23 protein-coding genes are annotated in these 22,438 nt (G+C 68.1%); 11 read left to right on the top strand and 12 right to left on the bottom strand.

Annotated features, from left to right (window positions below; translation table 11 throughout):
• Nucleotides 1-72: 72 nt before the first annotated feature.
• The 4 genes from KBI44_03685 to KBI44_03670 form a co-directional block, all read right to left on the bottom strand.
• Entirely contained in the window at nt 73-408 is a 336-nt protein-coding gene (locus KBI44_03685) for an STAS domain-containing protein (protein MBP9143562.1), read from the bottom strand.
• 17 nt (nt 409-425) lie between these two features.
• The gene (locus KBI44_03680) at nt 426-902 is read right to left on the bottom strand and encodes an ATP-binding protein (protein ID MBP9143561.1); all 477 of its coding nucleotides are present in this window, start codon (nt 900-902) and stop codon (nt 426-428) included.
• An 80-nt stretch (nt 903-982) separates the two neighbouring features.
• The gene (locus KBI44_03675; GenBank protein MBP9143560.1) at nt 983-1,876 is read right to left on the bottom strand and encodes a CPBP family intramembrane metalloprotease; all 894 of its coding nucleotides are present in this window, start codon (nt 1,874-1,876) and stop codon (nt 983-985) included.
• A gap of 8 nt (nt 1,877-1,884) precedes the next feature.
• Nucleotides 1,885-2,142 (bottom strand): hypothetical protein, encoded by a 258-nt coding sequence (locus tag KBI44_03670; GenBank protein ID MBP9143559.1) that lies wholly within the window; start codon nt 2,140-2,142, stop codon nt 1,885-1,887.
• 160 nt (nt 2,143-2,302) lie between these two features.
• On the opposite strand from KBI44_03670, the gene KBI44_03665 reads away from it, so the two are divergent.
• From KBI44_03665 to KBI44_03645, 5 genes are all read left to right on the top strand, one after another.
• A complete protein-coding gene (locus tag KBI44_03665) occupies nt 2,303-3,502 on the top strand; it encodes an acyl-CoA dehydrogenase family protein (GenBank protein MBP9143558.1) in 1,200 nt (399 codons plus the stop codon).
• Nucleotides 3,499-4,485 (top strand): class II fructose-bisphosphatase, encoded by a 987-nt coding sequence (glpX, locus tag KBI44_03660; protein ID MBP9143557.1) that lies wholly within the window; start codon nt 3,499-3,501, stop codon nt 4,483-4,485. Before KBI44_03665 ends, glpX begins: the two co-directional genes overlap by 4 nt.
• A gap of 28 nt (nt 4,486-4,513) precedes the next feature.
• On the top strand, nt 4,514-5,002 hold the full coding sequence (dcd, locus tag KBI44_03655; GenBank protein ID MBP9143556.1) for a dCTP deaminase: 489 nt from the start codon (nt 4,514-4,516) through the stop codon (nt 5,000-5,002).
• 112 nt (nt 5,003-5,114) lie between these two features.
• Entirely contained in the window at nt 5,115-6,263 is a 1,149-nt protein-coding gene (locus KBI44_03650) for a DUF4388 domain-containing protein (GenBank protein MBP9143555.1), read from the top strand.
• Nucleotides 6,264-6,421: 158 nt separating this feature from the next.
• Nucleotides 6,422-7,837, top strand: coding sequence for a clan AA aspartic protease (locus KBI44_03645; GenBank protein MBP9143554.1), 1,416 nt, complete (start codon nt 6,422-6,424; stop codon nt 7,835-7,837).
• A 129-nt stretch (nt 7,838-7,966) separates the two neighbouring features.
• On the opposite strand, the gene KBI44_03640 is transcribed toward KBI44_03645, so the two are convergent.
• Nucleotides 7,967-8,590: a DNA-3-methyladenine glycosylase gene (locus tag KBI44_03640; protein MBP9143553.1), complete on the bottom strand. Its 624-nt coding sequence runs from the start codon at nt 8,588-8,590 to the stop codon at nt 7,967-7,969.
• 525 nt (nt 8,591-9,115) lie between these two features.
• Between KBI44_03640 and KBI44_03635 the strand changes: the two genes are divergently transcribed.
• The 4 genes from KBI44_03635 to KBI44_03620 are packed head-to-tail and all read left to right on the top strand — an operon-like array spanning nt 9,116 to nt 11,417.
• Nucleotides 9,116-10,060: an NAD-dependent epimerase/dehydratase family protein gene (locus KBI44_03635; protein ID MBP9143552.1), complete on the top strand. Its 945-nt coding sequence runs from the start codon at nt 9,116-9,118 to the stop codon at nt 10,058-10,060.
• A complete protein-coding gene (locus KBI44_03630; protein ID MBP9143551.1) occupies nt 10,057-10,752 on the top strand; it encodes a hypothetical protein in 696 nt (231 codons plus the stop codon). Before KBI44_03635 ends, KBI44_03630 begins: the two co-directional genes overlap by 4 nt.
• A 28-nt stretch (nt 10,753-10,780) precedes the next feature.
• Nucleotides 10,781-11,011: an addiction module protein gene (locus tag KBI44_03625; GenBank protein ID MBP9143550.1), complete on the top strand. Its 231-nt coding sequence runs from the start codon at nt 10,781-10,783 to the stop codon at nt 11,009-11,011.
• A gap of 1 nt (nt 11,012) precedes the next feature.
• Nucleotides 11,013-11,417, top strand: a complete 405-nt coding sequence (locus KBI44_03620) for a DUF4279 domain-containing protein (protein ID MBP9143549.1) — start codon at nt 11,013-11,015, stop codon at nt 11,415-11,417.
• A 169-nt stretch (nt 11,418-11,586) separates the two neighbouring features.
• On the opposite strand, the gene KBI44_03615 is transcribed toward KBI44_03620, so the two are convergent.
• Nucleotides 11,587-12,819 (bottom strand): PP2C family protein-serine/threonine phosphatase, encoded by a 1,233-nt coding sequence (locus KBI44_03615; protein MBP9143548.1) that lies wholly within the window; start codon nt 12,817-12,819, stop codon nt 11,587-11,589.
• Nucleotides 12,820-12,866: 47 nt separating this feature from the next.
• Nucleotides 12,867-14,357, bottom strand: coding sequence for a D-alanyl-D-alanine carboxypeptidase/D-alanyl-D-alanine-endopeptidase (dacB, locus tag KBI44_03610; protein MBP9143547.1), 1,491 nt, complete (start codon nt 14,355-14,357; stop codon nt 12,867-12,869).
• 225 nt (nt 14,358-14,582) lie between these two features.
• Between dacB and KBI44_03605 the strand changes: the two genes are divergently transcribed.
• Nucleotides 14,583-15,533 (top strand): alpha/beta hydrolase, encoded by a 951-nt coding sequence (locus KBI44_03605; GenBank protein MBP9143546.1) that lies wholly within the window; start codon nt 14,583-14,585, stop codon nt 15,531-15,533.
• A 72-nt stretch (nt 15,534-15,605) separates the two neighbouring features.
• Here KBI44_03605 and KBI44_03600 read toward each other — a convergent pair whose 3' ends face one another.
• A complete protein-coding gene (locus KBI44_03600) occupies nt 15,606-16,814 on the bottom strand; it encodes a NupC/NupG family nucleoside CNT transporter (protein MBP9143545.1) in 1,209 nt (402 codons plus the stop codon).
• Between the two features lie 133 nt (nt 16,815-16,947).
• Here KBI44_03600 and KBI44_03595 point away from each other — a divergent pair, with 133 nt between their 5' ends.
• The gene (locus tag KBI44_03595) at nt 16,948-19,461 is read left to right on the top strand and encodes a PD-(D/E)XK nuclease family protein (protein MBP9143544.1); all 2,514 of its coding nucleotides are present in this window, start codon (nt 16,948-16,950) and stop codon (nt 19,459-19,461) included.
• Nucleotides 19,462-19,548: 87 nt separating this feature from the next.
• On the opposite strand, the gene corA is transcribed toward KBI44_03595, so the two are convergent.
• The 4 genes from corA to KBI44_03575 are packed head-to-tail and all read right to left on the bottom strand — an operon-like array spanning nt 19,549 to nt 22,384.
• Nucleotides 19,549-20,514: a magnesium/cobalt transporter CorA gene (corA, locus tag KBI44_03590; protein ID MBP9143543.1), complete on the bottom strand. Its 966-nt coding sequence runs from the start codon at nt 20,512-20,514 to the stop codon at nt 19,549-19,551.
• A gap of 60 nt (nt 20,515-20,574) precedes the next feature.
• The gene (locus KBI44_03585; protein ID MBP9143542.1) at nt 20,575-21,228 is read right to left on the bottom strand and encodes a periplasmic heavy metal sensor; all 654 of its coding nucleotides are present in this window, start codon (nt 21,226-21,228) and stop codon (nt 20,575-20,577) included.
• Nucleotides 21,225-21,734 carry a hypothetical protein gene (locus KBI44_03580; GenBank protein ID MBP9143541.1) on the bottom strand — a complete coding sequence of 170 codons (510 nt, stop codon included), beginning with the start codon at nt 21,732-21,734 and terminating at the stop codon, nt 21,225-21,227. The genes KBI44_03585 and KBI44_03580 overlap by 4 nt, the downstream gene beginning before the upstream one ends.
• Nucleotides 21,731-22,384 (bottom strand): RNA polymerase sigma factor, encoded by a 654-nt coding sequence (locus tag KBI44_03575; GenBank protein MBP9143540.1) that lies wholly within the window; start codon nt 22,382-22,384, stop codon nt 21,731-21,733. The genes KBI44_03580 and KBI44_03575 overlap by 4 nt, the downstream gene beginning before the upstream one ends.
• Nucleotides 22,385-22,438: the final 54 nt, after the last annotated feature.

Raw genomic sequence — 22,438 nt, 5'->3', positions numbered from 1 at the left:
TCCACTCGCGCCGCGAATGCAGCGAGGCGCGGATCGAGGCGCGAGGAAAGCTGGCTCGTGGTTTTCGTCAGGTCAGAAGGATCGGACGGCTTCGTCTTCGCTCTCGAACACCTCGAACACCGTGATCAGCTGGGTGATCTGCAGGATGTCGTTGACCTTCGGCGGCAGATTGACGAGCTTCAGCTTGCCGCCGCGATTCGTGACCGTCGTGAAGGCGCTCACCAGTTCGCCCACGCCCGATGAATCGATGGTGCTGACCTGGCCGAGGTTGATCAGCATCTTGACCGCCCGGTCGCCGATCGCCTCGTGCACCGTCTCGCGCAGGACGACGTCACCTTTGCCGATCGTGACCTTGCCCTCGACTTCGAGAATGATCACGCCATCCCGTTCCCGCTTGGTGATTTTCATGACTCCACTCCTCCTGTCTATTGTTCGTGATGTTGGATGTTGCTGGAGATGTTGCCGGCCTCGGGGGCGGGGGTCAGCCGCTTGCGCAGCCGGAGCCGTGTCCCTCCCGAGGGGCCGGATTCGAATTCGACCTCGTCCATGAACTTTCGCATATAGAAGATGCCCCGACCGCTGGCGCGAAAACGGTTCTCCGGCGCCAGGGGATCGACCACTTCGTCCGGATCGAAGCCGGCCCCCTGGTCGTCGACCCGGATCTCCACCTGCTCCGGGTCGAAACTGGCCTGGATCTCCACCTGCTTGTCGGGGTCCTGGCGGTTGCCGTGCTTGATGGCGTTGGCCACCGCCTCGCGCAGCGCCAGACCGATCCAGTGCCGGGCGTCCTCGGCCGCGCCACCTTCGCGCAGCGCATCGTCCACGACCGCCTGCACCAGCTCGATATTCTCGAACCGGCTGCCGATCGTCAGATGGAGCTCCCGTCCCGCGGTCGAAGTCATGGGTAGAAACCGGGCGAAGTGTAGCAGAACGGGGACCGACGAAAAGACCGGATTTCCTTCATTTCATTCGGGCGGGAACGTCACGGCGCCGAGGGCTGGAAGAGCTCGAGGACCGCCGGTATGACCACCAGGAGCTGAATGGCGTCGAAGAGAAAGTGCGCGACGATCGCCGGCCAGATGTTCTGACGCCAGCGGGTCAGCAGTCCGTAGAGCAGCGACAGCAGGGTCACGCCCACGAGCATGATCGGCTGGTCGTAGGAGAGGTGAGCGAGCGCGAAGAAGACCGTCGAGAGCGCGATACCGATGCGCGGCTGAAGGAAGCCGCGGAAGAACGCCTCCTCCACCAGTCCAGCCGACGCGGCGATCGCCAGGCGCAGGAGGATCGGGCGCCCGGCGAGCCACGGGATCACCGCCGGCGGCGCCTGGGGGAGGAGCTCCTCGCCCGAGAGCGCGGAGAGCACCAGGGCGAAAACGAAGACCGCGCACAACACGGCGAGCCAGGCGCCGACCCCGGCGACCATTCCCAGGGCGAGCTCGCGCCGCAGATTCGGCGTACGCATTCCCAGCTGCTCGGCGAAGCTCCTCCAGCCGGTCGAAGGCCCGGCGGCCGAGCTCGCGGCTGTCTCGCCGACCGGCTCCGCCGCGACTGCCGACATGTCCGGAACGGGTCGCGGCACCGCCAGGAATCCGGCCATCCACCAGCCGACGATCGTCAGCGCGAACAGTGCGTGCAGGGCGAAGAGCTGCCAGCTGCTCAACTGGGAGAGGTCGATCTCGCCCTGCCTGCCGATCGTGCCGACGGCGGCGAAGACGCCGACGTAGAAACTGAACGCGACCAGCGACGTCGCGGCGATCCGCCGCAGCGGCTCGCGGAATCCGGGCGGGTCGAGCCCGCGTCTCCGGGTCATGTGATCGAAGAGGAGCACGGCGCCTAGCGCCGCGACCACCGGCCCGATCGTTCGCAGAGCCTCCACTGCCGCGGTCAGTCCTTCTTCCGGACCAGCCGCGACTTGGTGCGCGCCTGGACTCCCCGCAGCATGGCGATCGCCTGGGTCAGCCGCTGGAGCTTGCGGTTGCGCTGCTGGACGGTCGCGATGTCGTCGGCAGCCGAGAGGACGCCGCGGATGTCGCGCTGAGCGCGCTCGAGCTCGAACGCCAGCTGGTCGAGCTGCGCCGACTCGAAGCGCTGATAGGTGCGCTCGGTGACCATCAGATAGCCATCGGCGATGTCCTTCGCCATGGCGTATGCGCTGCCTCCGGAGAAACTGGCCACGGCCCGATCATAGCGGAGCCGCGTGTTAGTATTCCGCCACCCGGCCGGTTCCAAATCCGGCCCCGTCTCACCCGCCCATTTGGAGGCTCAGGAGGCCGTCGTGAACCGCTTTCCCGGTGTGGATTACATGGACTTCGACGCTCTGCTCACCGAAGAGCAGCGCCTGGTGCGCGACTCCGTCCGCGCCTTCGTGGACGAGAAGGTCAAGCCGATCATCGAGGAGTGCCACCGCGACGGCCGCACGCCGCTCGAGCTGGTGCCCGAGATGGGCCGCATGAACCTCTTCGGCTCGACCATCGACGAATACGGCCTTCCCGGGCTGGACAACGTCGCCTACGGCCTGATCATGACCGAGCTCGAGCGCGGCGACTCAGGGTTGCGCAGCTTCGTGTCGGTGCAGTCGTCGCTCGTCATGTACCCGATCTACACCTTTGGGTCGCAGGCCCAGAAAGACCGCTGGATCCCGAAGATGGGCACCGGCGAGGCGATCGGCTGCTTCGGGCTGACCGAACCGGACTTCGGCTCGAACCCGGGCGGCATGCGAACGACGGCGAAGAAGACCTCCGACGGCTGGGTGCTGAACGGCGCCAAACAATGGATCACCAACGGCACGCTCGCCGACGTCGCGGTCGTCTGGGCGCAGACCGACGATTCCTCCTCCGGCATTCGCGGATTTCTGGTCGAAAAGGGTACGCCCGGCTACACCTCCTCGGACCAGCACGGCAAGTTCTCGCTGCGCGCCTCGACGACCTCCGAGCTCGGCCTTCACGACTGCCATGTCCCCGACGACGCCATCCTGCCCGGCGCCAAGGGCCTCCGCGGACCGCTCTCCTGTCTCACGCAGGCGCGCTACGGCATCGCCTGGGGAGGCCTGGGCGCCGCCATGGAGTGCTACCACACGGCGCTCGAGTACGCGAAGCAGCGCATCCAGTTCATGGGCCAGCCGATCGCCAGCCACCAGCTCGTGCAGGAGAAGCTCGCCTGGATGGTCACCGAGATCACCAAGGGCCAGCTTCTCGCGCTGCAGATGGGCAGACTCAAGGACGCCGGCAAGCTCAAGCCGCACCACGTCTCGATGGGCAAGCGCAACAACGTCTGGGTGGCGCGCGAATGCGCCCGCATGGCGCGCGAGATTCTGGGCGCCAACGGCATCGTGGACGACTATCCGGTCATCCGGCACATGCTGAACATCGAGTCGGTCTTCACCTACGAGGGCACGCACGACATCCACGGCCTGGTGATCGGCGAGGCGGTGACCGGAATTCCCGCCTACAACCCCCCGATGGTCACCGAACGCAAGCCCAAGGCGGGAGCGACAAGCCGATGACCCTCGATCGCATCCTCGAACAGGACTTCATCCGCGTCACCGAGCGGGCGGCGATCGCCGCGGCGCGTACCATGGGACTCGGCGACCGTCACAAGTCGGACAAGGTCGCCGTCGAGGCGATGCGCGAGGAGCTCGACAGTCTCGCGATCGCCGGCCGCATCGTCATCGGCGAGGGCGAGCGCGACGAGGCGCCGATGCTGTTCATCGGCGAGGAGGTCGGAGCGCTCAAGGGCAACCCGGACGGCGTCGGCGTGGACATCGCCGTCGACCCGCTCGAGGGCACCAACCTCTGCGCCACCGGCGCCTCCAACGCCACGGCGGTGCTCGCGGCCGCGGAGCGCGGCGGACTCCTCCACGCCCCGGACAGCTACATGCAGAAGCTCGTCGTCGGGCCGACCGCCAAGGGCCGGCTTCACATCGACGCCCCGGTCATCGAGAACCTGCGGGCTCTGGCGAAGGCGTTCGCGCGCGACATCGAGGACCTGACGATCGTCGTTCTCGACCGCCCGCGCCACGAGCAACTGATCGCCGACATCCGGACGGCCGGCGCCCGCATCCGCCTGATCGGCGACGGTGACCTCTCGGCCGGCATCGCCGCCGCGGTTCGCGGTACCGGCGTGCACGCGGTGCTCGGAACGGGCGGCGCCCCCGAGGGGGTGATCACCGCCGCCGCCATGCGCTGCCTGGGCGGCGAGATCCAGGCGCGGCTCGTGGCCACCGACGAGGGGCAGAAGTCCCGACTCGCGGCGCTCGGCTATCACGACCTCTCGAAGATCTACCAGACGGAGGACCTCGCGCCGGGCGAGCAGATCCTGTTCTCGTGCAGCGGCGTCACCGACGGCGAGCTGCTGCGCGGCGTCCGCTTCTTCGGCGGCGGCTCGCGCTCCCACACGCTCTTCATGTCGCTCACGCGCAAGATGATCCGCTTCGTGGACACGATCCACCGTGAGGATCTTTCGACGCCCGCCTACTTCGACGTCTGATCCTTTCCGTGAGATCCGCGAGCATCCGATGATCAAACCCGACCGCTGGATTCGCGCCTGGGCAGAAGAGGGCGGCGTCGATCCCTACGAGCCTTCGCAGATCAACTCGGCCTCGTTCGACCTGCGCCTCTCGGATCACTGGATCTGCCCGACGCGGGACCCGGAAGAGTTCCGGGCGCCGCACATCAAGCTCTTCCCGGGAGAGGTCGTCCTCGCTTCGACGCTCGAATACGTGCGCATTCCGCGCACCGTGGCCTGCGACCTCAAGCTCAAGTCGACCCTCGGCAGACTGTGGATCAACCACTCGCTCGCCGGCTGGTGCGACCCCGGCTTCCAGGGCAACATCACCCTCGAGCTCCAGAACCTGGGGCCCACGCCATTCGTGCTCGAAGCAAACCGGCGGATCGCGCAGCTGATCTTCATCGCGATGGAGTCGGAACCCGACGTGGCCTATGGCGAGCCCGGCTCGTCGTCGCACTACCAGGGCCAGCGCGGCACGACGATCGCCCGCAAGTAGCCCCGCCTCGCGCTCCCCCGCCGCCGGAGATGCGCGACCGTCCCGAGCTCGTCCAGGCACCGCACGGCGGCCTCATCCTTCGCGGCTATAATCGAGAGCTGCGACGATCGCGATGAGTATTACGGGAAATCTCAAAACCATGGAGCTCGCCGAGCTCCTTCAGTGGCTCTCCGGAGCCCAGAAGACCGGCACGCTCGTGGTCGAGAACGGCAAGGTCACGAAGCAGATCTTCTTCCGCGACGGCATGATCGTCTCGTCGGCCTCGACCGACCCCAAGGAGCATCTCGGGGCCTTCCTCGTCAGCCACGGCTTCATCACCGACGCCGAGCTCGGGCAGGCGATCCGGATGCAGGAGAGCAACAAGATGCTGCTCGGAAAGATCCTCTCGACGATCGGGGCGATTTCCGAGCAGGACGTGCATCGCATGCTCCGGCTCAAGGCCGAGGAGTCGATCTACGACGTCTTCAGCTGGCCGGAGGGAGACTTCCGCTTTCTCGATCAGAAGCTGCCGACGGCCAACATGGTGCCGATCTCGATCGACGTCACCGGTCTCGTCCTCGAAGGCATGCAGCGCTTCGATGAGTGGAAGCGGATCCGCGGGATCGTTCCCTCGCCGGATTCCATTCCGGTCGCGGTGGCCGAGTTCGACGAGAAGGTCCTCACCGAGGGAGCGCCGCAGATCCTCTCGCTCATCGACGACGACCGCACCGTCGCCGAGATCTGCAAACTCACCCACTCGAGCGAGTTCCACGTCTGCCGGATTCTCTTCCGCCAGGTGCAATCGAAGCGGCTGAAGATCGTCCGGCCGCGCGACACGCCGGCGGCGGAAACCGCGGCGACCGCCGCCGCGCTCGCGGCGCCGCAGGCCATCACGCCCGAAACACTCATGGTCATCGCCCAGCAGGCGCTGCAGAAGAACGAGTTCGAAACGACGCTTCGACACATGCGCGCCGCCAGAGCGCTCGACCCCGACAGCCGCAAGCTCGCCACGGAGGCGCAGAAGATCGAGGAGCTGATCCGCGCCGCGATCGAGAAGTCCGGCGTGCTCCCGACCTCGATTCCGGTCCTCGCGCGCACGATGGAAGAGCTCACCCAGCTCAAGATCACGTCGCAAGAGGGCTTCCTCCTCACCCGCCTGAACGGCTCCTACGATCTCAAGTCGATCGTCAACATCAGCTCGATGAACCCGCTCGACGTCCAACTCGCGGTCTGGAAGCTCCTCAAGGCCGGCCACGTCCGGCTGGAGAAGCCGGCCAACTAGCCGAGGGCCGCTGGCGCGTGCTCATTTCGGGAAACTCTTCCCGATATCGGCAGCTCGCACGCGTACCGGCCTCGGGCGGAGTGCGCTCCCGCCGGCGTAGAGCATCTGGCACTTCGTTTGCGTTCTCGCCGCCGGGAGCAGTTCTCGGAGGAGTGACAATGCAGCGTGCTTTCTGGGCCGGGCTGGGTTCGATCGGGTGTGCCGCGCTGCTCTCGGGAGTTCCAGGGTGTGCAGCGGAGGCGGCGGGCTGCCGCCTCTTTCTCGTGACGGGCGAGCGGGAGCCCTACGCACTGGAGCGGGTGGATCTCGCGCCGGGCGAAGAGCGGCGGTTCCTTGTCGGAGCGGGTGGAGAGGCAATGACGTTCGTGCTGCCACTCTCACCCGGCAAATCAGCCGACCTCGTGCAGATGGCTTCCGCTGGAGCGCGGCTCGTGGCGCGCTGCACCGGTTCCGGGCTCGAGGCGACCGTCGAGCGACCGGGGGCGCCGGCGCGCGCCCTTCCGGCCGTACCGCTCGCGGTCGTCGAGAGTTATGACCTGCGCGTTCATCTGCGCACGGCGAGTGGCCCCGGCCAGGTATTCGAGGTCCGCGCCGGCAGTGCGATCGCGCCGGGCCGCGGGCCGGTGCTCGATCTGTTCGGCGGCCGAATCCCGCTCAACCCGGGCGATCTCTCGCTGACGCTCGAGACGTCGTTGGCGCGCGCCGAGGCCGCGGTCGCCGGCGACGTCGCGCTCGAATTCGACGGCGAGCATCTGTTCGCGCGCGGCCGCGTGGAGGGCGGCGCTGAGGGCTGGTTCGTCGTCGATCTCGCGGCAGGGCGGAGCGTCGTCGCCCGCGACGCGCTACCGCGGGAGGTCGCGATTGCGCCGCTGGAGAGCACCGAGTACTCCGCCGCCGGGGAACGGACGGCGGGAGCGGCAGTCGTCGCCCTCTCGGGCGAGGTCGAAGCTCACCTTGGAATCGCCGAGCTTCCTGCGCTCGCGTTCGGCACGCTGCGCTTCGAGCAGTCGGCAGTGCAGGTGATGCGGTCGCTGCCACGGATCGGCGAACGGGAGATCTCCGGCATCCTCGGTTTCGATCTTCTCCGCCGGGCGCCGCGCGTGACCTTCGTCTACGGACCGGAGCCCGAGCTCCGCTTCGGCGGCGCCATTGCCGGGAAAGCGGCCGCGACGAACGCCGCGGAGATCCCGTTCACCCTCGCCGACCGGCATATCTTCCTCGCCGGAACGATCGCTGGTCGCGCGGTCGATTGGGTGCTCGACACGGGGGCAAAGGTCTCTCTGCTCGGGCCGGAGCTGGCGCGAGGTCTGGCGTTGGCACCGGATCCGGAGCGATCGATCGAGTTGCGCGGCCTCGACGGCAAGGCCGTACGCGCGCCGCGGGCGGAGATCGCCGAGCTCTATCTTGGCGGAGCGCGCTTCGCCGGTGTCGGCGTCCATGTAACCGATCTTCCCGTTCTCACCGCGTGGGGAATCGAGCAACGCGGTGGCATCCTCGGCAACGACTTCCTCGGCCGCTTCGCCGCCGTCGAACTCGACTTTGAGCGCGGCGTCGTCCGCTTCGTGCCGCAATAGGGGGCCCTTCGCCGCCGTTCTCCACCCGGCGGTCCCGATCCCGTGAGTGCGCGTTCGGAATCCAGGGCCCGGAGTTTCCTTCCGGAGAACGACACCATCGGAAAGGCCGTGGAAGGGTCGGGACGGCCGCTACCGGAAGCGCAGACGCGGCCTGGGCGACGAGACCGCACGACTGCCGTCCACGGCGAAGCGCAACGGCCAGGCGGCCGCCTCGCCGGCCGATTCGCAGCCGACTCGGGGTCCGGTGAGGATCGCAGACTCCGCGACCGGTTTCCCGGCGGCCAGACGCAGCGTGCCGCGATCGAGCGCCACGGTGTCGAGCGCCAGATCGATCGCCAGGCCCTTCGTGAGGTTGCCCGGGCCGGCGAGGAGCCGATGAGCGGCGATCACTTCGGGACGCCCGCGCCGGACCAGCTCCTCCCCCTCCACGATCTCGGCCGCCCGCAGCAGGACCGCGATGCCGGCGTCGCGCGGGCCGGTGACCACGTTCAGGCAGAAGTGCACGCCGTAGATGCGATACACGTAGGCGTGCCCCCCGGCGAGATACATCGACTCGTTGCGCGCCGTCCGCCGTCCGCCGAAAGCGTGGCTCGCGCGATCGTGCGGCCCCGCGTACGCCTCGGTCTCCACCAGCCGGACGACGATCCGCCCCTCCGGCAGCTCGCGCACCAGGAGACGCCCGAGTAGATCCCGGGCTACCTCCTCGGCGGGGCGAAAGTAGAAGGAGTCGGGTAGCGGAGCGAGCGAGCGCACCGGGGCACTATAGAGAAATTGGTGACAGTTTCCTGATTTCCCTGCAGAAGAGTCCGAGAGCCCGGCGTTCGCCGGGGAGGGAAATCAGGTAGCTGTCACCGATCTTTCGGACCCGCAGCCGGGGACATGTAGCTGCCCCAGGCGAACCGTTCGGAAACCCCTTGCCGCCTCAGGGCAGATACGTGTCCCCGGCGTACCGTCGGTGGTCGCGTGCTCGGGCACTCGGGATCCAAAGCGGGCTCCTATTTGAAGCGTGGTCGCCCACTTTGGATCCCGAGCGCCTCTCGCGTCGCGGTGAACCACTGTTGAAGGCAATTTCGTCACCACCCTGCCGACGAGGGGTGGCCGGACCCGCAGCTGGGGACGGGTAGCCGCCCCAAGCGAGCGCGCAGTAGGACCGGCAACGCCCCAGGGCGGATACGTGTCCCCGGCGTACGTTGACGGGCCGGACAGGACCCCGAGCACGAGGATGCCAGGCCAGGGCCTATCCATCGCGCCGCCGGCGATTCGCGGGATAATCCGCCCATGGCCCACACCCTTCTCATCACCGGCGGTGCCGGTTTCATCGGCAGTCACCTGGCGGAGGATGCCCTGGCGCACGGCGACCGCGTCGTCGTGCTCGACAACCTCTCGACCGGCAAGCGCGAGAACATTCCGGCCGGCGCGACCTTCTACCAGCGCGACATCTCCGACCCCGGCCTCGACGAGCTCGTGGCCGACGAGAAGATCGACGTCGTCAGCCACCACGCCGCGCAGGTCAACGTCCGCATCTCGATCGCCGACCCGACCGCCGACGCGCGCACCAACATCCTCGCCACTCTCGACCTCATCTCGGCCTGCAAGAAGTCCGGCGTCCGCCGCCTGCTCTTCGCCTCGAGCGGCGGCACGGTCTACGGCGAACAGAAGGTCTACCCGTGCGACGAGGAGCACTCCCGCCATCCGACCTCGCCCTACGGCTGCGCCAAGCTCGCGGTCGAGCTCTACCTCGATGCCTTCCGCGTCATGGGCGACCTCGACCCGATCGTCTTCCGCTACGCCAACATCTACGGCCCGCGCCAGGAGCCCAAGGGCGAGGCCGGCATCGTCGCGATCCTCGCCGAGAAGCTCCTCGCCGGCGAGCAGCCGCGCATCTTCGACGACGGCGCGCAGACCCGCGACTACGTCTTCGTCGGCGATCTGGTGAAGGCGCATCGCGCCGCGCTCGATCGCTGGACGCCGGGCATCTACAACATCGGCACGGGGATCGAGACCTCGGTCAACGCGCTCTATGAAATGGTCTCGAAGCAGCTCGCCTCGACGATCCGTCCGCGCCACGAGCCGCCGGTCTCGGCGGAGCTGCGTCGCAACAGCCTCGACGCCGGGCGGCTCGAGCGCGCCCTCGGTGCCGCGCCGAAGACCCGGATCGCCGAGGGCTTGGCGCTCACGCTCCCCTACTACGAGCGCCGGGCGGCCGCCTCGAAAGCGCGATGACCCGCCTCCCCGAGCTCTTCGCCCAGCTCCCGGCGGCCTTCGCAGGGAGCTACGATCCCCTGCGCCCCTGGGCGCTCCTCGACGCTCCGATGGATGAGCTGCTCGCGGCGCTGCCCTCGGCGGAGATCCTCGGCCGGGTGCATCCCGGCGCCCATCTCGTCGGCGACCGGATCGTCCTCGGCAAGGGCTCGCGCATCGCGCCGGGCGCCGTCGTCGAAGGCCCGGTCTGGATCGGCGAGGACGTCGAGATCCGCGTCGGCGCCTACCTGCGCGGCGGCTGCTGGGTGGGCGACGGCTGCGTCGTCGGCGCCAACGTCGAGATGAAACGCGCGATCCTCTTCCCCGGCGCCCACGCCGCGCACTTGAACTACGTCGGCGACTCGATCGTCGGCTGCAACGCGAACCTCGGCGCCGGCGTCATCCTCTCCAACTTCCGCCACGACGGCAGACTCATCGAGATCCCCACCGGAAACGGCGAGCGCCTGCCGACCGGCAAGCGCAAACTCGGCGCCATCCTCGGCGACCAGGTCGCCGTCGGCTGCAACTCGGTCCTCAATCCGGGAACGATCGTCGGCGCCCGCACCCAGATCTACACCGGCGTCCAACTGCGCAGCGGGCTCTATCCCGCAGACAGCCTGATCAAGCTCCGCCAGGAGATCTCGATCGTCGAGAACGTGACGCGCCGCCTCTAGCTGCGTCGGGGCGTATGCTTTCCCAGCCATGAGCCCGACGGCTTCTGAAGTCCTCAAGCAAGCGCTTTCGCTCGATGAGCAGGATCGCGCATCCGTCGCCGGCGCGCTGATCGAGAGCCTCGAAGTGCGCGCCGACGCCGATGTCGAAGTCGCCTGGTCGAACGAGATCGAACGCCGCGTGAGAGAGCTCGAAGCCCGATCGATCACCAGTGTCCCGTGGTCCAAAGTACGCGACCGCCTGTTCCGTGGCTTCGATTGAAGTGAACGTCACCTATTCCGCGTCACTTCGAATCTTCGACAAGAGCCTCGACCCGGACACCGTCTCCAAGAGATTGGGGCTTACTCCCGATGAGTCGCATCGCGCTGGCGATCCACTCCTCGGCCAATCTGGTCGCAGGTACGCTGACTTTTCGGTAGGCATGTGGTCGATCAGATCGTTGCTCCACCGGAGCGCGGCTCCTGACGATCACATCACCGGATTGCTGGCTCGCCTCCAGAACCGAGGAGAAGCGCTGAAGGAGCTGAGTGCGCAGGGGTACAAGATGGATCTGTTTCTTGGTGTCTTCGGTATTGAAGACGGCAACCACGGCTTTTCTATCGCCAGCGAAACCATGAAGGCATTGGGAGACCTCGGAATCAAGCTCGAGATCGATGCTTACGGGTGAACGCTGAGAACAGGACGCTGCATCACCGAAGCTGAGCCGTTCCCGACCAGGTCTCCGGACTCGCTGCTTCCAAGGTAGCAGAAGCTCAAGGCGAGAATCGCCGCCGCTCCCCTTCAAGCGAGTCCTCTCGCTGACGAACTGCCGTGCGGAAAGGCGTTTTGCTAGGGCGTCAGGCGCCCGGCGCTGGCTGCGGGTAGGTGACGACGACGACGGTGCGGTCGTCTTGGGCTTCGCCTTCGCCGCGGTAGGTTTCGACGGCTTTCATCATCGCCTCGCCGATCTCTTTCGAGCTCTTGCCGGTCGACTTGCGGGCGATCTCGACCAGGCGCTCGATACCGAACTCCTCGCCGTCGCCCTCGGGGGGCGTCGCCTCGATCATGCCGTCGGTGTAGAGCACGACCATGTCGCCGGGGGCGAGGCGCACGAAGCCGCGCTCGTAGGTGGCGTCGGCGAGCGGGCCCAGGACCGCGCCGCCTTCGTCGAGGTAGCGCACTTCGCCCGCGGCCGAGAGATGGAACGGCGGCGGATGGCCGGCGTTGACGTAGATGAAGACGCCGTTCGGTTCGAGCTCGCCGTAGAACATCGAGACGAAACGGCTGGTGAGCGTCGACTTGTGGATGATCTGGTTCAGGCGTTCGACCGTGCGCACGATCTTGAAGTCGCGCGCCATCCCCATGCGCAGGCCCATGTAGATGTCGCGCACCTGGAGGGCCGCCGGCAATCCGTGCCCCGAGACGTCGGCGATCGCGAGGCCCAGGATCTTGTCGGTGATCGGGATGTAGTCGTAGAAGTCGCCGCCGACCGACTCCATCGGCTGGATCCGTCCGTAGAGCTCGAAGCCGCCGTAGACCGGCACGCGGCGCGGGAGAATCGACGCCTGGATCTTCCTCGCCTGATCGAAGACCTCCTGCATGCGCTCCTGCCGGAGCTTCTGGTTGATGCCGTGGCGCAGGACGCCGAGCGAGAACAGCACCTCGTCGCGATGCACGCCGGGCGCGACGTCGAACGACAGGATGAACTCCTCGTCGCCGACCTCGATCGCCGCAAAGCGGTCGACCCCGAGCTGGTCCTCGAGCTTGTGGTCGAAGCGCGGATCGCCCGAGTCCATGTAGACCACGCCCTCGGCGAGCGCAATCTCGATCGGCGCATAAGTCGCGGGCACGCGGATCTCGCGCTCCGCCGGGCGGGCGTCGGGGAAGATCGCCTTGAGCTCGTAGGCCTCGCCGTCCCACTGGTAGAGCCGGCCGCCGTAGAAGCCCAACGCGTCGCGGAAGCGCGAGATGATCGCATCGGCGAGGTTGTAGATCGTGATGCCGACTTCGTCGGCCGACTGAATCTCGCGCACCAGCTGCTCGACGCGCTTCATCAGATTGCGGAGATCCGCCTGGCGTGTGTCCGTCATGGGTGGCTTTCTGGGGTGACTTCGCCCCCGGGTCGAAGCGCGCGGGGCTAGCCGCGATCGATCAGGGCGGCGACGATGCGGTCCTGCGCGGCGTGAGCGCCGGAGTTGCTGCGCACCTGATTGAAGAGTATGGAAAAGGCATAGACCCGCCCGGACACCGCCTTGGCGTAGCCCGACAGGGTCGAGACGCCGTTGATCGTCCCGGTCTTGGCGAAGACGTTTCCGGCGTAGGGGGCGCGGGCGAGCCGGCGCTGCCACTTGAGGCCCTGTTCGCCGGAGAACGGCAGCGAGCGCAGGAAGTCGCGTCCGAGGGCGTGAAAGTACATCTGCTCGAGCAGCCCGGTCATCGACCGCGGGCTCATGAGGTTGCCGCGCGAGAGCCCCGAGCCGTCGACGAGCGAGAACGAGGCGGGTGCGATCCCGAGCCCGGCGAGGAACTCCCCGACGACACCGACCCCGGCCGCCCAGCTGCCCTCGCCGCGGACCTTCCAGCCGAGAAGCTTCGCCAGCGACTCGGCGTAGAAGTTCTGGCTGCGCTTGTTGGTCACCTCGAGGGTACGCGCCAGGTCGCTCTGGTGAGTCGCCACCAGCTCCCAGGCGCCGCCCGGCGAGCCGTGAGCGGGAACGATCCCGCCTTCCACCTGGACGCCCTCTTCCGCGAGCGCCGCCTTGAGCGAGGCGCCGAAGTAGGCCGTCGGATTCTGCACCGCGACCCACGACTCGCCGGGGCCGGTGCGCAGACCGATCGTGCCCGAGACGACGATCGTGTCGCTGTCGCCGAGCCGGCCGACATGCAGCCGGTTCTTGTTGCGCGTGCCGGTGGTCGTGGCGCTGTTGCGGATCTCGAAATAGTCGAGCTTCGGCACCGTCTCGACGCGCGCCGGAAGGCCCGCCCGCGAGGCCGGCCAGACCCGCACGAGGACACAGTTGTCGTTGAAGGAGAGCGCTTCGACCGGCGCCTCGTACCAGCTGGTGAGCTGATCGCGCGGCCAGTCGGGGTGGACGTTCGGCGGATTGAAGAGCCCGTTGACCAGGTAGAGGCTGCCGGTGACCCGGGTGATTCCGCGCGCTTTGAGGGCGGCCGCCCACTCGCGGAAGATCGCGTACGAGTCGCCGTCGTGGAATCGCCCCGAGAGATTCGGGTCGCCGCTGCCAAAAACAGCGAGGTCGCCCGCCAGCACGCCCTCTTTCGCAGCGCCGCGCACCATGACGCGAGTCTCGAAAACGAAGTCGGCGCCGAGCGTCTCGAGCGCCGCGGCAGTGGTCAGGAGCTTGGTGTTGGAGGCGAGGATCCGCGGCTGGTCGGCATCCACGGCGAAAGCGCTCTGGCGCGACGAAAGGTCGACTATGTGCACGCCGAAGGCGCGTGAGCTCTTGCGCGCCGCTTCGATCTCGACAGCCAGGGCCTGCTGCAGCGTCGGCGCCGGCTTGGCCGCCGCGGTTCGTGCTTTCGGCGCCGGAGCGGAGGCAGCCGCGACCGACGGGGCCGGAAGCAGTGCCGCGAGAAGCGCCACCGTCCCGAAAAGAACGGAAGGCAAGGGACGGATTCGCCGCTTTCTCGCGGCTGCGAGGCAGGGCTGCTGCAATGTCGAACGCTGCCTCATTCCGGGTGCGGCCTCCATGTTCCAGGCGATCCCTGGATGCTGCCAAAATGGAATCATACCGGGTCGGCCGTCTGGCGGACAGGGAGCGCGCCACAGAGGGTCCGCGCAGGAGTGCACGGCAACCCGTGCAACGAGCGCGAAGAGACGTAAACTGAATGGATGTGCCTGCGCTCGCACGCCCGACGAATCCTGCTTCTCGCTCTGCTCCCCACGCTGTCGGCCTGCGTCACCATGCAGCCCTACTCCGCGGCCGTGCGTGATCTTCCTGCCGGACGGCTGATCGAGATCGGTGGCCAGCAGGTCTCGGTCGAGCGGGCCGGCGAGGGCGAGCCCCTCGTCCTGCTGCACGGTTTCGGCGAATCGACCCTCTCCTACGCCGCCGTCCTGCCGGAGCTCGCGCAGCGGTTCGCGGTGGTGGCGATCGACTTGAACGGCTTCGGCTACACCGAGCGCCCGCGCGATCGCGCGAGCTACACCCTGGCCGGGCAAGCGCGCCTCGTGCTGGGCGTTCTCGACCGGCTGGGGCTCGACCGCGTGCGCCTCGCCGGGCACTCGTACGGCGGGGGCATCGCCCTCTACCTCGCGGCAGAGCATCCGGAGCGGATCGACCGGCTGCTGCTCATCGACAACACTCTGCCGCTCTATGCCAGCCTGCGCCGCAACCCGCTCTTCGCCTGGCGTTGGGTCGCCCGGATGGCGGCGCACACCTTCGCGCTCTCCGACCGCGTCATCGAAGCCGGTCTCGAAAGAGCCTACTTCGACGATTCCAGAGTCACCCCGGAGCTGGTGCGGAGCTACGCCGAGCGCCTGCGCATCGAGGGCGTCACGGACGCCTTTCACGGCCTCGTCGGCCCCTCCTCCGAGGCGCCCTTCCGGATCGACCTCGCGGCGATCCAGACACCGGCGCTGGTGGTCTGGGGTGCGGAGGACGAGCTGATCGAGGCCGAAGCCGCCCGCAAGAGCTCGAGTGAGCTCCCCAATTCGACCTTCGTCAGCCTTCCCGCCTGCGGCCACACCCCGATGGAAGAGTGTCCGCAGGCCTTCCTCGCCGCGGCGCTGCCATTCCTGCTCGAGGAGCAGCCCGCCCTGGGAAGCGCGGGCGCGCCCTAGCCCGAGCTACGATTCTCTGACTTCGCAGGATGTGTTGAGCGAAGCGCACCGCATCCTACGGAGCTGCGCGCCCTAGATCAGGAAGCCGGCGATGGTCGCGGTCTGGAAGCAGGCGAGGGAGCCCGCGACCATGGCGCGCAGGCCGAGGCGGGCGAGATCGCTCTTGCGCTCGGGGGCGATCGAGCCGATGCCGCCGATCTGGATGGCGATCGAGGAGAAGTTCGAGAATCCGCACAGGGCATAAGTGGCGATGATCTGGGCGCGCTCCGAGAGCTGGCCGTCGCCGATCATCTTCTGCATCTCGATGTAGCCGACGAACTCGTTCACCGCCGTCTTGATGCCGATGAGCGTCCCCACCTGCGGCGCCTCGCTCCACGGAACTCCCATCACCCAGGCGAGAGGTTGGAAGACGATTCCGAGGAGGGCGCGCAGGCTCCAGGTGTCGTAGCCGAAGAGCTGACCCAGCTTGGTGATCGGAAAGTCGATCATGGCGATGAGCGCGACGAAGGCGATCAGCATCGCGCCGACGTTGAGCGCGAGCTTCAGGCCGTCGGCCGCGCCGGAGGCCGCAGCGTCGATCGAGTTCGCCCAGGGGCGTTCGACCTCGATCTCCACCTTGCCCGCGGTGACGCTCTTCTCGGTCTCGGGGAACATCAGCTTCGCCATCACCAGAGCGGCCGGCGCCGACATGACGCTCGCCGCGAGCAGATGCTTCGCGGAGACGCCCATCCCGACGTAGGCCGCCATGACGCCGCCCGCGACGGTCGCGAAGCCGCCGGTCATCACCGCCATGAGCTCCGACTTCGTCATGAGCGCGACATAGGGCTTGATGAGCAGCGGCGCTTCCGTCTGGCCGACGAAGATGTTGGCCGAGGCCGAGAGCGACTCGGCGCCGGACGTACCCATCGTCTTCATCATCACCTTGGCGAAGACGCTGACGATCTTCTGCAGGATGCCGAAGTAGTAGAGGACGGTGATGAAGCTCGAGAAGAAGATGATCGTCGGCAGCACCTTGAAGGCGAAGTAGAACTCCTTGAATCTCTCGCCGAAGACGAAGGTCGCGCCGGCGTCGGTGAAGTCGAGAAAGCGGGTGATCCCGGCGCCGACGAAATCGAAAACGCTCCTGCCGACTTCGGTCTTGAGGATGATCAGCGCGAAGAGGATCTGCAGCGCCGTACCCATTGCCACCGGCCGCCAGCGGATCGCCGAGCGGTTCGACGACAGCGCCCAGGCGATGCCCAGCATCACGAACAGACCGAGAACCGGTATCAACTGCTGCATGAAGCCTCCTCGTGCCGGGCGAAAGCGGGTGAGATCGCCGCGCAGCGTATCCGACGCCCTCCGCACCGGCAAGCAGGGACGCCGTCGCGGCCGCGGCCGCGGCTGCCGCTGCCTGGCGTCGTAGACTCCCGGCATGGCGCCGCGCTTCGACGAAACCGCTCTGCGGATCGAGCTCGCGGTCGCCGACCTCCTCGAGCCTCACCTTCTGCGCTCGATCGGCTTCGCCAACCGCGGCGGGTTCGAGCGCATGTGGCTGGGGCAGGCGATCCACGGCCGCTATCAGGAGGAGGCGCTGGCCGGCGACGGCACCTATCGCCGTGAAGTCGCCCTGCGCCACGAGTTCGTCCACCGCGGCTGGACGGTGACCCTCTCGGGCCGGGCCGACGGCATCCGCAAGGAGGAGGGCGGCGCGCTGGTCGTCGAGGAGATCAAGTCGGTCCGGCGCGAGGGCCAGCTCGCGCCGATGACGCGTCAGATCTACGAGCGCCAGGCCCTCCTCTACGCCTGGATGCTGTCGCAGATCGAAGGGCGTCCGGTCCGCGCCGAGCTGATCCTGATCGCGATCGGCAGCGACGCCGTCGAGCGCGAGCCGTTGAAGGCCGATTTCGAAGCGCTCGAGCTCGCGATCCGCCAGCGTCTGAACGCGCTGCTGCGCGACTTCCGGCACGAGCGCGAGGCGGCGGGCGACCGCCACCGCGCGGCTCTGGGCATCCGCTTTCCTCACGCGGACCTCCGCCCGGGGCAGGAGGAGATCGTCGCAGCCGTCGAGCACGCCCTCGACCATCGCGAGCACCTCCTCCTCGAGGCCCCGACCGGCCTCGGCAAGACCGCTGCCGCGCTCTTTCCGGCGATCCGCTACGCCCTCGCCCACGACAAGCGCCTCTTCGTCCTCACCGCCAAGAACCTGCAGCAGGAGATGGCGCTCAAGGTCCTCCGCCAGGTCGACGCCGGTCCGGCGCTCCACGCGCTGCGGCTGCGCGCCAAGGCGCGCATGTGCGCCAACGGCGAGGTCATCTGTCACGAGGACTACTGTCCGTTCGCGCGCGACTACTACGCGAAGCTGGCGTCGTCCGGAGTGGTGCCGCGGCTTCTGCGGGAACAGGCGGTGCTCGATCCCGACCTCGTCTTCTCGGCCGCGACCCAGGCCGAGGTCTGCCCTTTCGAGGTCAGTCTGGACCTCGCCGGCAAGGCCCAGGTGGTGGTCTGCGACTACAACTACGCCTTCGACCCGTACGTCGCGCTGGCCGACTTCTCCGTCGAGCACGACCTCTCGAACGTCGTGCTGGTGATCGACGAGATTCACAACCTGGTCGAACGCGGGCGCGGCTATCTCTCGCCCGAGCTCTCCTCCGCGAGCGCCCGCCGCTCGGCCGAAGCCGCCGCCCACGGAGGCTCGCCGGTGCATCGCGAGCTCGAGCGACTCTCGGTCGCCCTGGCGACGCTCATCGAGGACACCTCGGACGCCGCGCTCGCGGAGATCGGCGAGCGCGAAGGCGCCGTCGAGGCGGCGCTGCCCGAGGAACGCCTCTGGCGACTGCGGCCCGACTTCGACGCCGCCTTCGTCGACTATCTCGAACACCGCCGCGAGACCAAGAGCTTCCAGGCCGACGACGCCTTCGTGGCGCTCTACTTCGAGCTCCTGCGCTTTCTGAACGGCATCGCGATCGAAGGCGGCATCTCCAGTCACCTCTGCGAGCGCCGCGGCGACGAGCGCAAGCTGCGGATCTTCTGCAAGGACCCGGGGGCCTTCCTCGGCCAGGTGTTCGGCCGCGTGCATTCGGCCATCGGCCTGTCGGCGACCTTGAGTCCGCCGGAGTTCTACCGCGACCTCCTGGGCTTCGATCCCGGCCGGACGGTCGCGCTCGCCCTGCCGAGCCCGTTTCCCGCCGCCCATCGCCGGGTCGTCGTCGACCGCTCGGTGACCACGCTGTGGAAAGAGCGGGCGGGAAACTGCCAGCCGATCGCCGACCGCCTGAGCGCCTTCGGCGACGTCGTTCCGGGCAACTGCCTGGTGCTCTTTCCGAGCTTCCAGTTCCTGTCCGACGTCGCTTCGCGGATGAACGCCCGAAAGAAGCGGATCTACGTGCAGCAACGCTCCGACAGCGAGCGCGACCGTGAGGCGCTGCTCGAAACGCTGCGCAACGCGCTCCTCGGCGACGTCATGCTGCTCGCGGTGGCCGGCGGGGTTTTCGCCGAGGGTGTCGACTACCCCGGCGACATGCTCAAGGCGGTCGCGATCGTCGGCCCCTGCCTGCCGGTGCCGACGATCGAGACGCGGCTCCTGCAGAGCTACTACGAGGAGCGCTTCGAACGCGGCTTCGAGTTCGCCTTCGTCGTCCCGGGAATGACCCGGGTCGTACAGGCGGCCGGACGGCTCATCCGCTCGGCCGAGGACGTCGGGGTCATCGCCCTCCTCGACCGCCGGTTCCTCGACCGCCCCTACGTCGATCGGCTACCCGCCGACTGGCTCTCCGGGGGGGAGGCAGCCGCCCTGGGGGGCGATCTGGTCGGCGCGGCGCGGGAGTTCTTCGCCGGGCCGGAAGCGGCGGCCGCAGCTCTGGCCGCGCCCGGTGCAACCCCTCCGGCCGGCGCCGGCCAGCCGGTCGCGCCTAGACGGCGCCGCCCGGCCGCCCGTAAGAGTGAATGAGAGCAGGGAGCACGGCACAGCCTCCTACCTCTTCAACCCTCCTTCGGGCCCCGCGCGTCGCGGGGCCTTCTTTTTATCTAATTGATTCTAAAACCACTTGCGGCGTCGAAACCAGACCACCATGGCGGCGGCGACGGCTCCCATGGCGCCCAGGACCACGAAGTAGCCGTGCCGGGAGGAGAGCTCGGGCATGTGCTCGAAGTTCATCCCGTAGACCCCGGCGATGAAGGTGAGCGGCAGCATGATCGCCGAGAAGAGAGTGAGCACCTTCATGATCTCGTTGGTGCGCTGCGAGATCACCGAGAGATAGGTGTCCTTCACGTTCAGGAGCTGGTCGCGCTGCTGGTCGATGGCATCGGTCAGTCGCAGGACATTCTCCAGGGTGTCGCGGAAGTTGAGCGACGCGGTGGCGTCGAAGAGTGCATCGCGCGAGTTCGCGAGGTGATTGAAGACCGCGCGGTGCGGCAGCATGGTGCGCCGGAGGACGCCGAGCTTCCTCCGCAGGTCGAGAATGGACTGGAGATGCTCGCGCTCGGCGTTGTTCAGCACCTCCTGTTCGAGGCTCTCGATCCGCGCCCCGATGTCGTCGACGATCGGAAAGTAGAGGTCGATCATCTCGTCGCAAATGCTCCAGAGGAGCTGGACGACCCCTCCGGGCAGCGCCCTCGCACTCTCTTCGACGCGGCTGCGCACCAGCTTCACGCTCTTCAGCTCCGCGCGGTGGACCGTGATGAGGAGATTCGAGCGCAGGAAGGCGGCGAGCTTCAAGGTCTGTAGCTGGTCGACCGCCTTGTCGGAGTTGAAGTCGATGCCGCGCACGATCACGAAGAGGTGGTCGGCATACTCCTCGACCCTCGGCTGATGGTGCAGGGTGAAGGTGTCTTCGATCGCCAGCGGGTGGAACCCCTGATCCTGGAGGAGCTTCTCGGCGACCTCGGTTTCGGCCACGAGGTCGATCCATCCAGCGACCCCGGGGTCCAGGGCCTCCTTCAACAGCTCGGCGCCACCGCTGCGCACCGAGCCTTCGGCACCAAAGAGCAGGATCCGGATCATCGCCGGGAAATTATCACGCGCCGGCGGCCGCGACTTCTCGCCAGTCGGCTTACGGACGCCTTACGGGGGACCGTCGGGAGCACCCCGGCGATCGCCATCGTCTGAATTCTCCTGTCCGGGTGGACCACCCTGCCGGCGCATCCGGCGGTCGCCGAAGCGGGGCCGCGGTCCGCCGGCAGGAGCCTCGAAACCAGGGGGCCCCGGGGGGCGCCCGCCGGCGAAGGCGCCGCCGAAGCGCTCGACGAAGTGCAGATATTCGCGCTCGGCGTCACCGTCGAGGAGCTCGCGGGCCGCGAGGACGTTCTCGACCAGAGCCCGGTCAAGGGCGTTCTGCTCGCTGCCGATTCCGGCCAGCAGCTCTTCGACCCGGCCGCGATCGAGGTCGGTTGAAGTCAGCTCGCGGCGCAGCTCGCGGCGCCCGTCGTCGATGCGGCGCCGGCCCGCGTGCACCCGCTCGGCGAGCTGGCGCTGCAGCCCGAGGAAGCGCTCGCGCTCCTCCCCAAGGAGTCCGAGGCGATCGGCGAGGCGGGCGCCCTGGCGGCCGGGGGGACGTTCGCCGGGATCGCCGGGAGCGCGGTGATCTCCGGGAGCGCCGCCGGAGGGCATTCCAGAGGGAACGGAGAGCATGCGATGCCGCATGATGCCCATGCCGAGGAGGCCGCAGTTGACGCCCACCGAGAGCAAGAGCGCGAGAAAGAGCCAGTTGCGCCTCACTCGGAAGCCTCACCCGGGCCCGCGGCGGAAGTCTGCGAAGTCGCTTCGTCCGCCGCGAGCGCCACCAGATACTCCTCGGAGAGCGTCGCCGCCCACGACTCGTCGTCGAGCCCACTCTCCTCGGCGGCGATCGCGTCGACCGACGGGAGCTCGTCGAGCCCGCCACCCAGGCCGCTCGAGAGCGCGAGCGTGCTGCCCAGCGCGATGCCGGCGAGCAGCGCCGCCGCCGCCGCCGCGCGCATCCAGGCAGCGCCGAGGATCGAGGCGGAAGCAAGCTCGCGCTCCGCCGCCGCGGCGCGGGCGACCCGGCGGGCGAAACCCGCTGGAGCCGCCGGCGCGGCGGGCAACTCGAGACCGTCCCAGGTCTCCCGCCACGTCTCGTCGGCAGAACCCGGCCGGCCCGAAACCGGCAGCTGCGAAGCCGGCGCGTGCGCACCCCGGCCGAGCACGGTACGCGCCCAGCGAGCCCCTTCGTCGTCCGATTGCCCCGACCGCCGCCGATTCATCCGACTCCCCCTTCCTTCACTGGAACCCGCCTTGCCGGCTCTTCCTGCGGCGTGAGCCGCCGCATCGCCCGCACCAGACGGCTCTCGACCGCCCCCTCCGTGATGCCGAGCGTCTCGGCGATCTCGCGCCCAGAAAGCCCTTCGAACCGGGCCAGCATGACGACGACTCGCTGGTTCTCCGGCAGCTGCTCGAGGCGTCGCCGCGTTTCGCGCCAGCGCTCGCGCGCCAGCAGCTCGGCCTCGGCGTCCGGCCCGACGCCGGGCGGATCGTATGCGACCTCGCTCCCCCCGGCGTCCCCGGTCGCCCGGGCGCCCCGGCCGGCGCTCATCCCCTGCAACGAGAAGAAGCGGGCGATCTTGCGCCGGCGGAGCTGGTTCAGGCAATGGTTGATGGCGATGCGGTAGAGCCAGGTGAAGAACTGGCCGCGCGGCAGAGCCTTCGCGGCGTGGCGGTAGACCTTGAGAAAGACCTCCTGCGCCGCATCGCGGGCCTCTTCGCGGTCTCCGAGCCAACGCGTACACAGGCCCACGAGACGATCCTGATGGTGTTCGACGAGCGTCGTGAAGGCATCAGAGTCCCCGCCGGCGACGAGCGCCAGGAGGTTCCAGTCCGCGTCTCCTGCTCCCGCCGGGGGAATCTTCGCCGCCACTCCACCTCTTGAACCCGGAGAACGCCGCTTCCCTGCGCTGCCGGCCGGGTTGCC

It is taken from the genome of Thermoanaerobaculia bacterium, from assembly GCA_018057705.1.
In the GTDB taxonomy this organism is placed as follows: domain Bacteria; phylum Acidobacteriota; class Thermoanaerobaculia; order Multivoradales; family JAGPDF01; genus JAGPDF01.
Note: the sequence above shows the minus strand (reverse complement) of the source record. Positions and strands in the feature narration are given on the sequence as shown.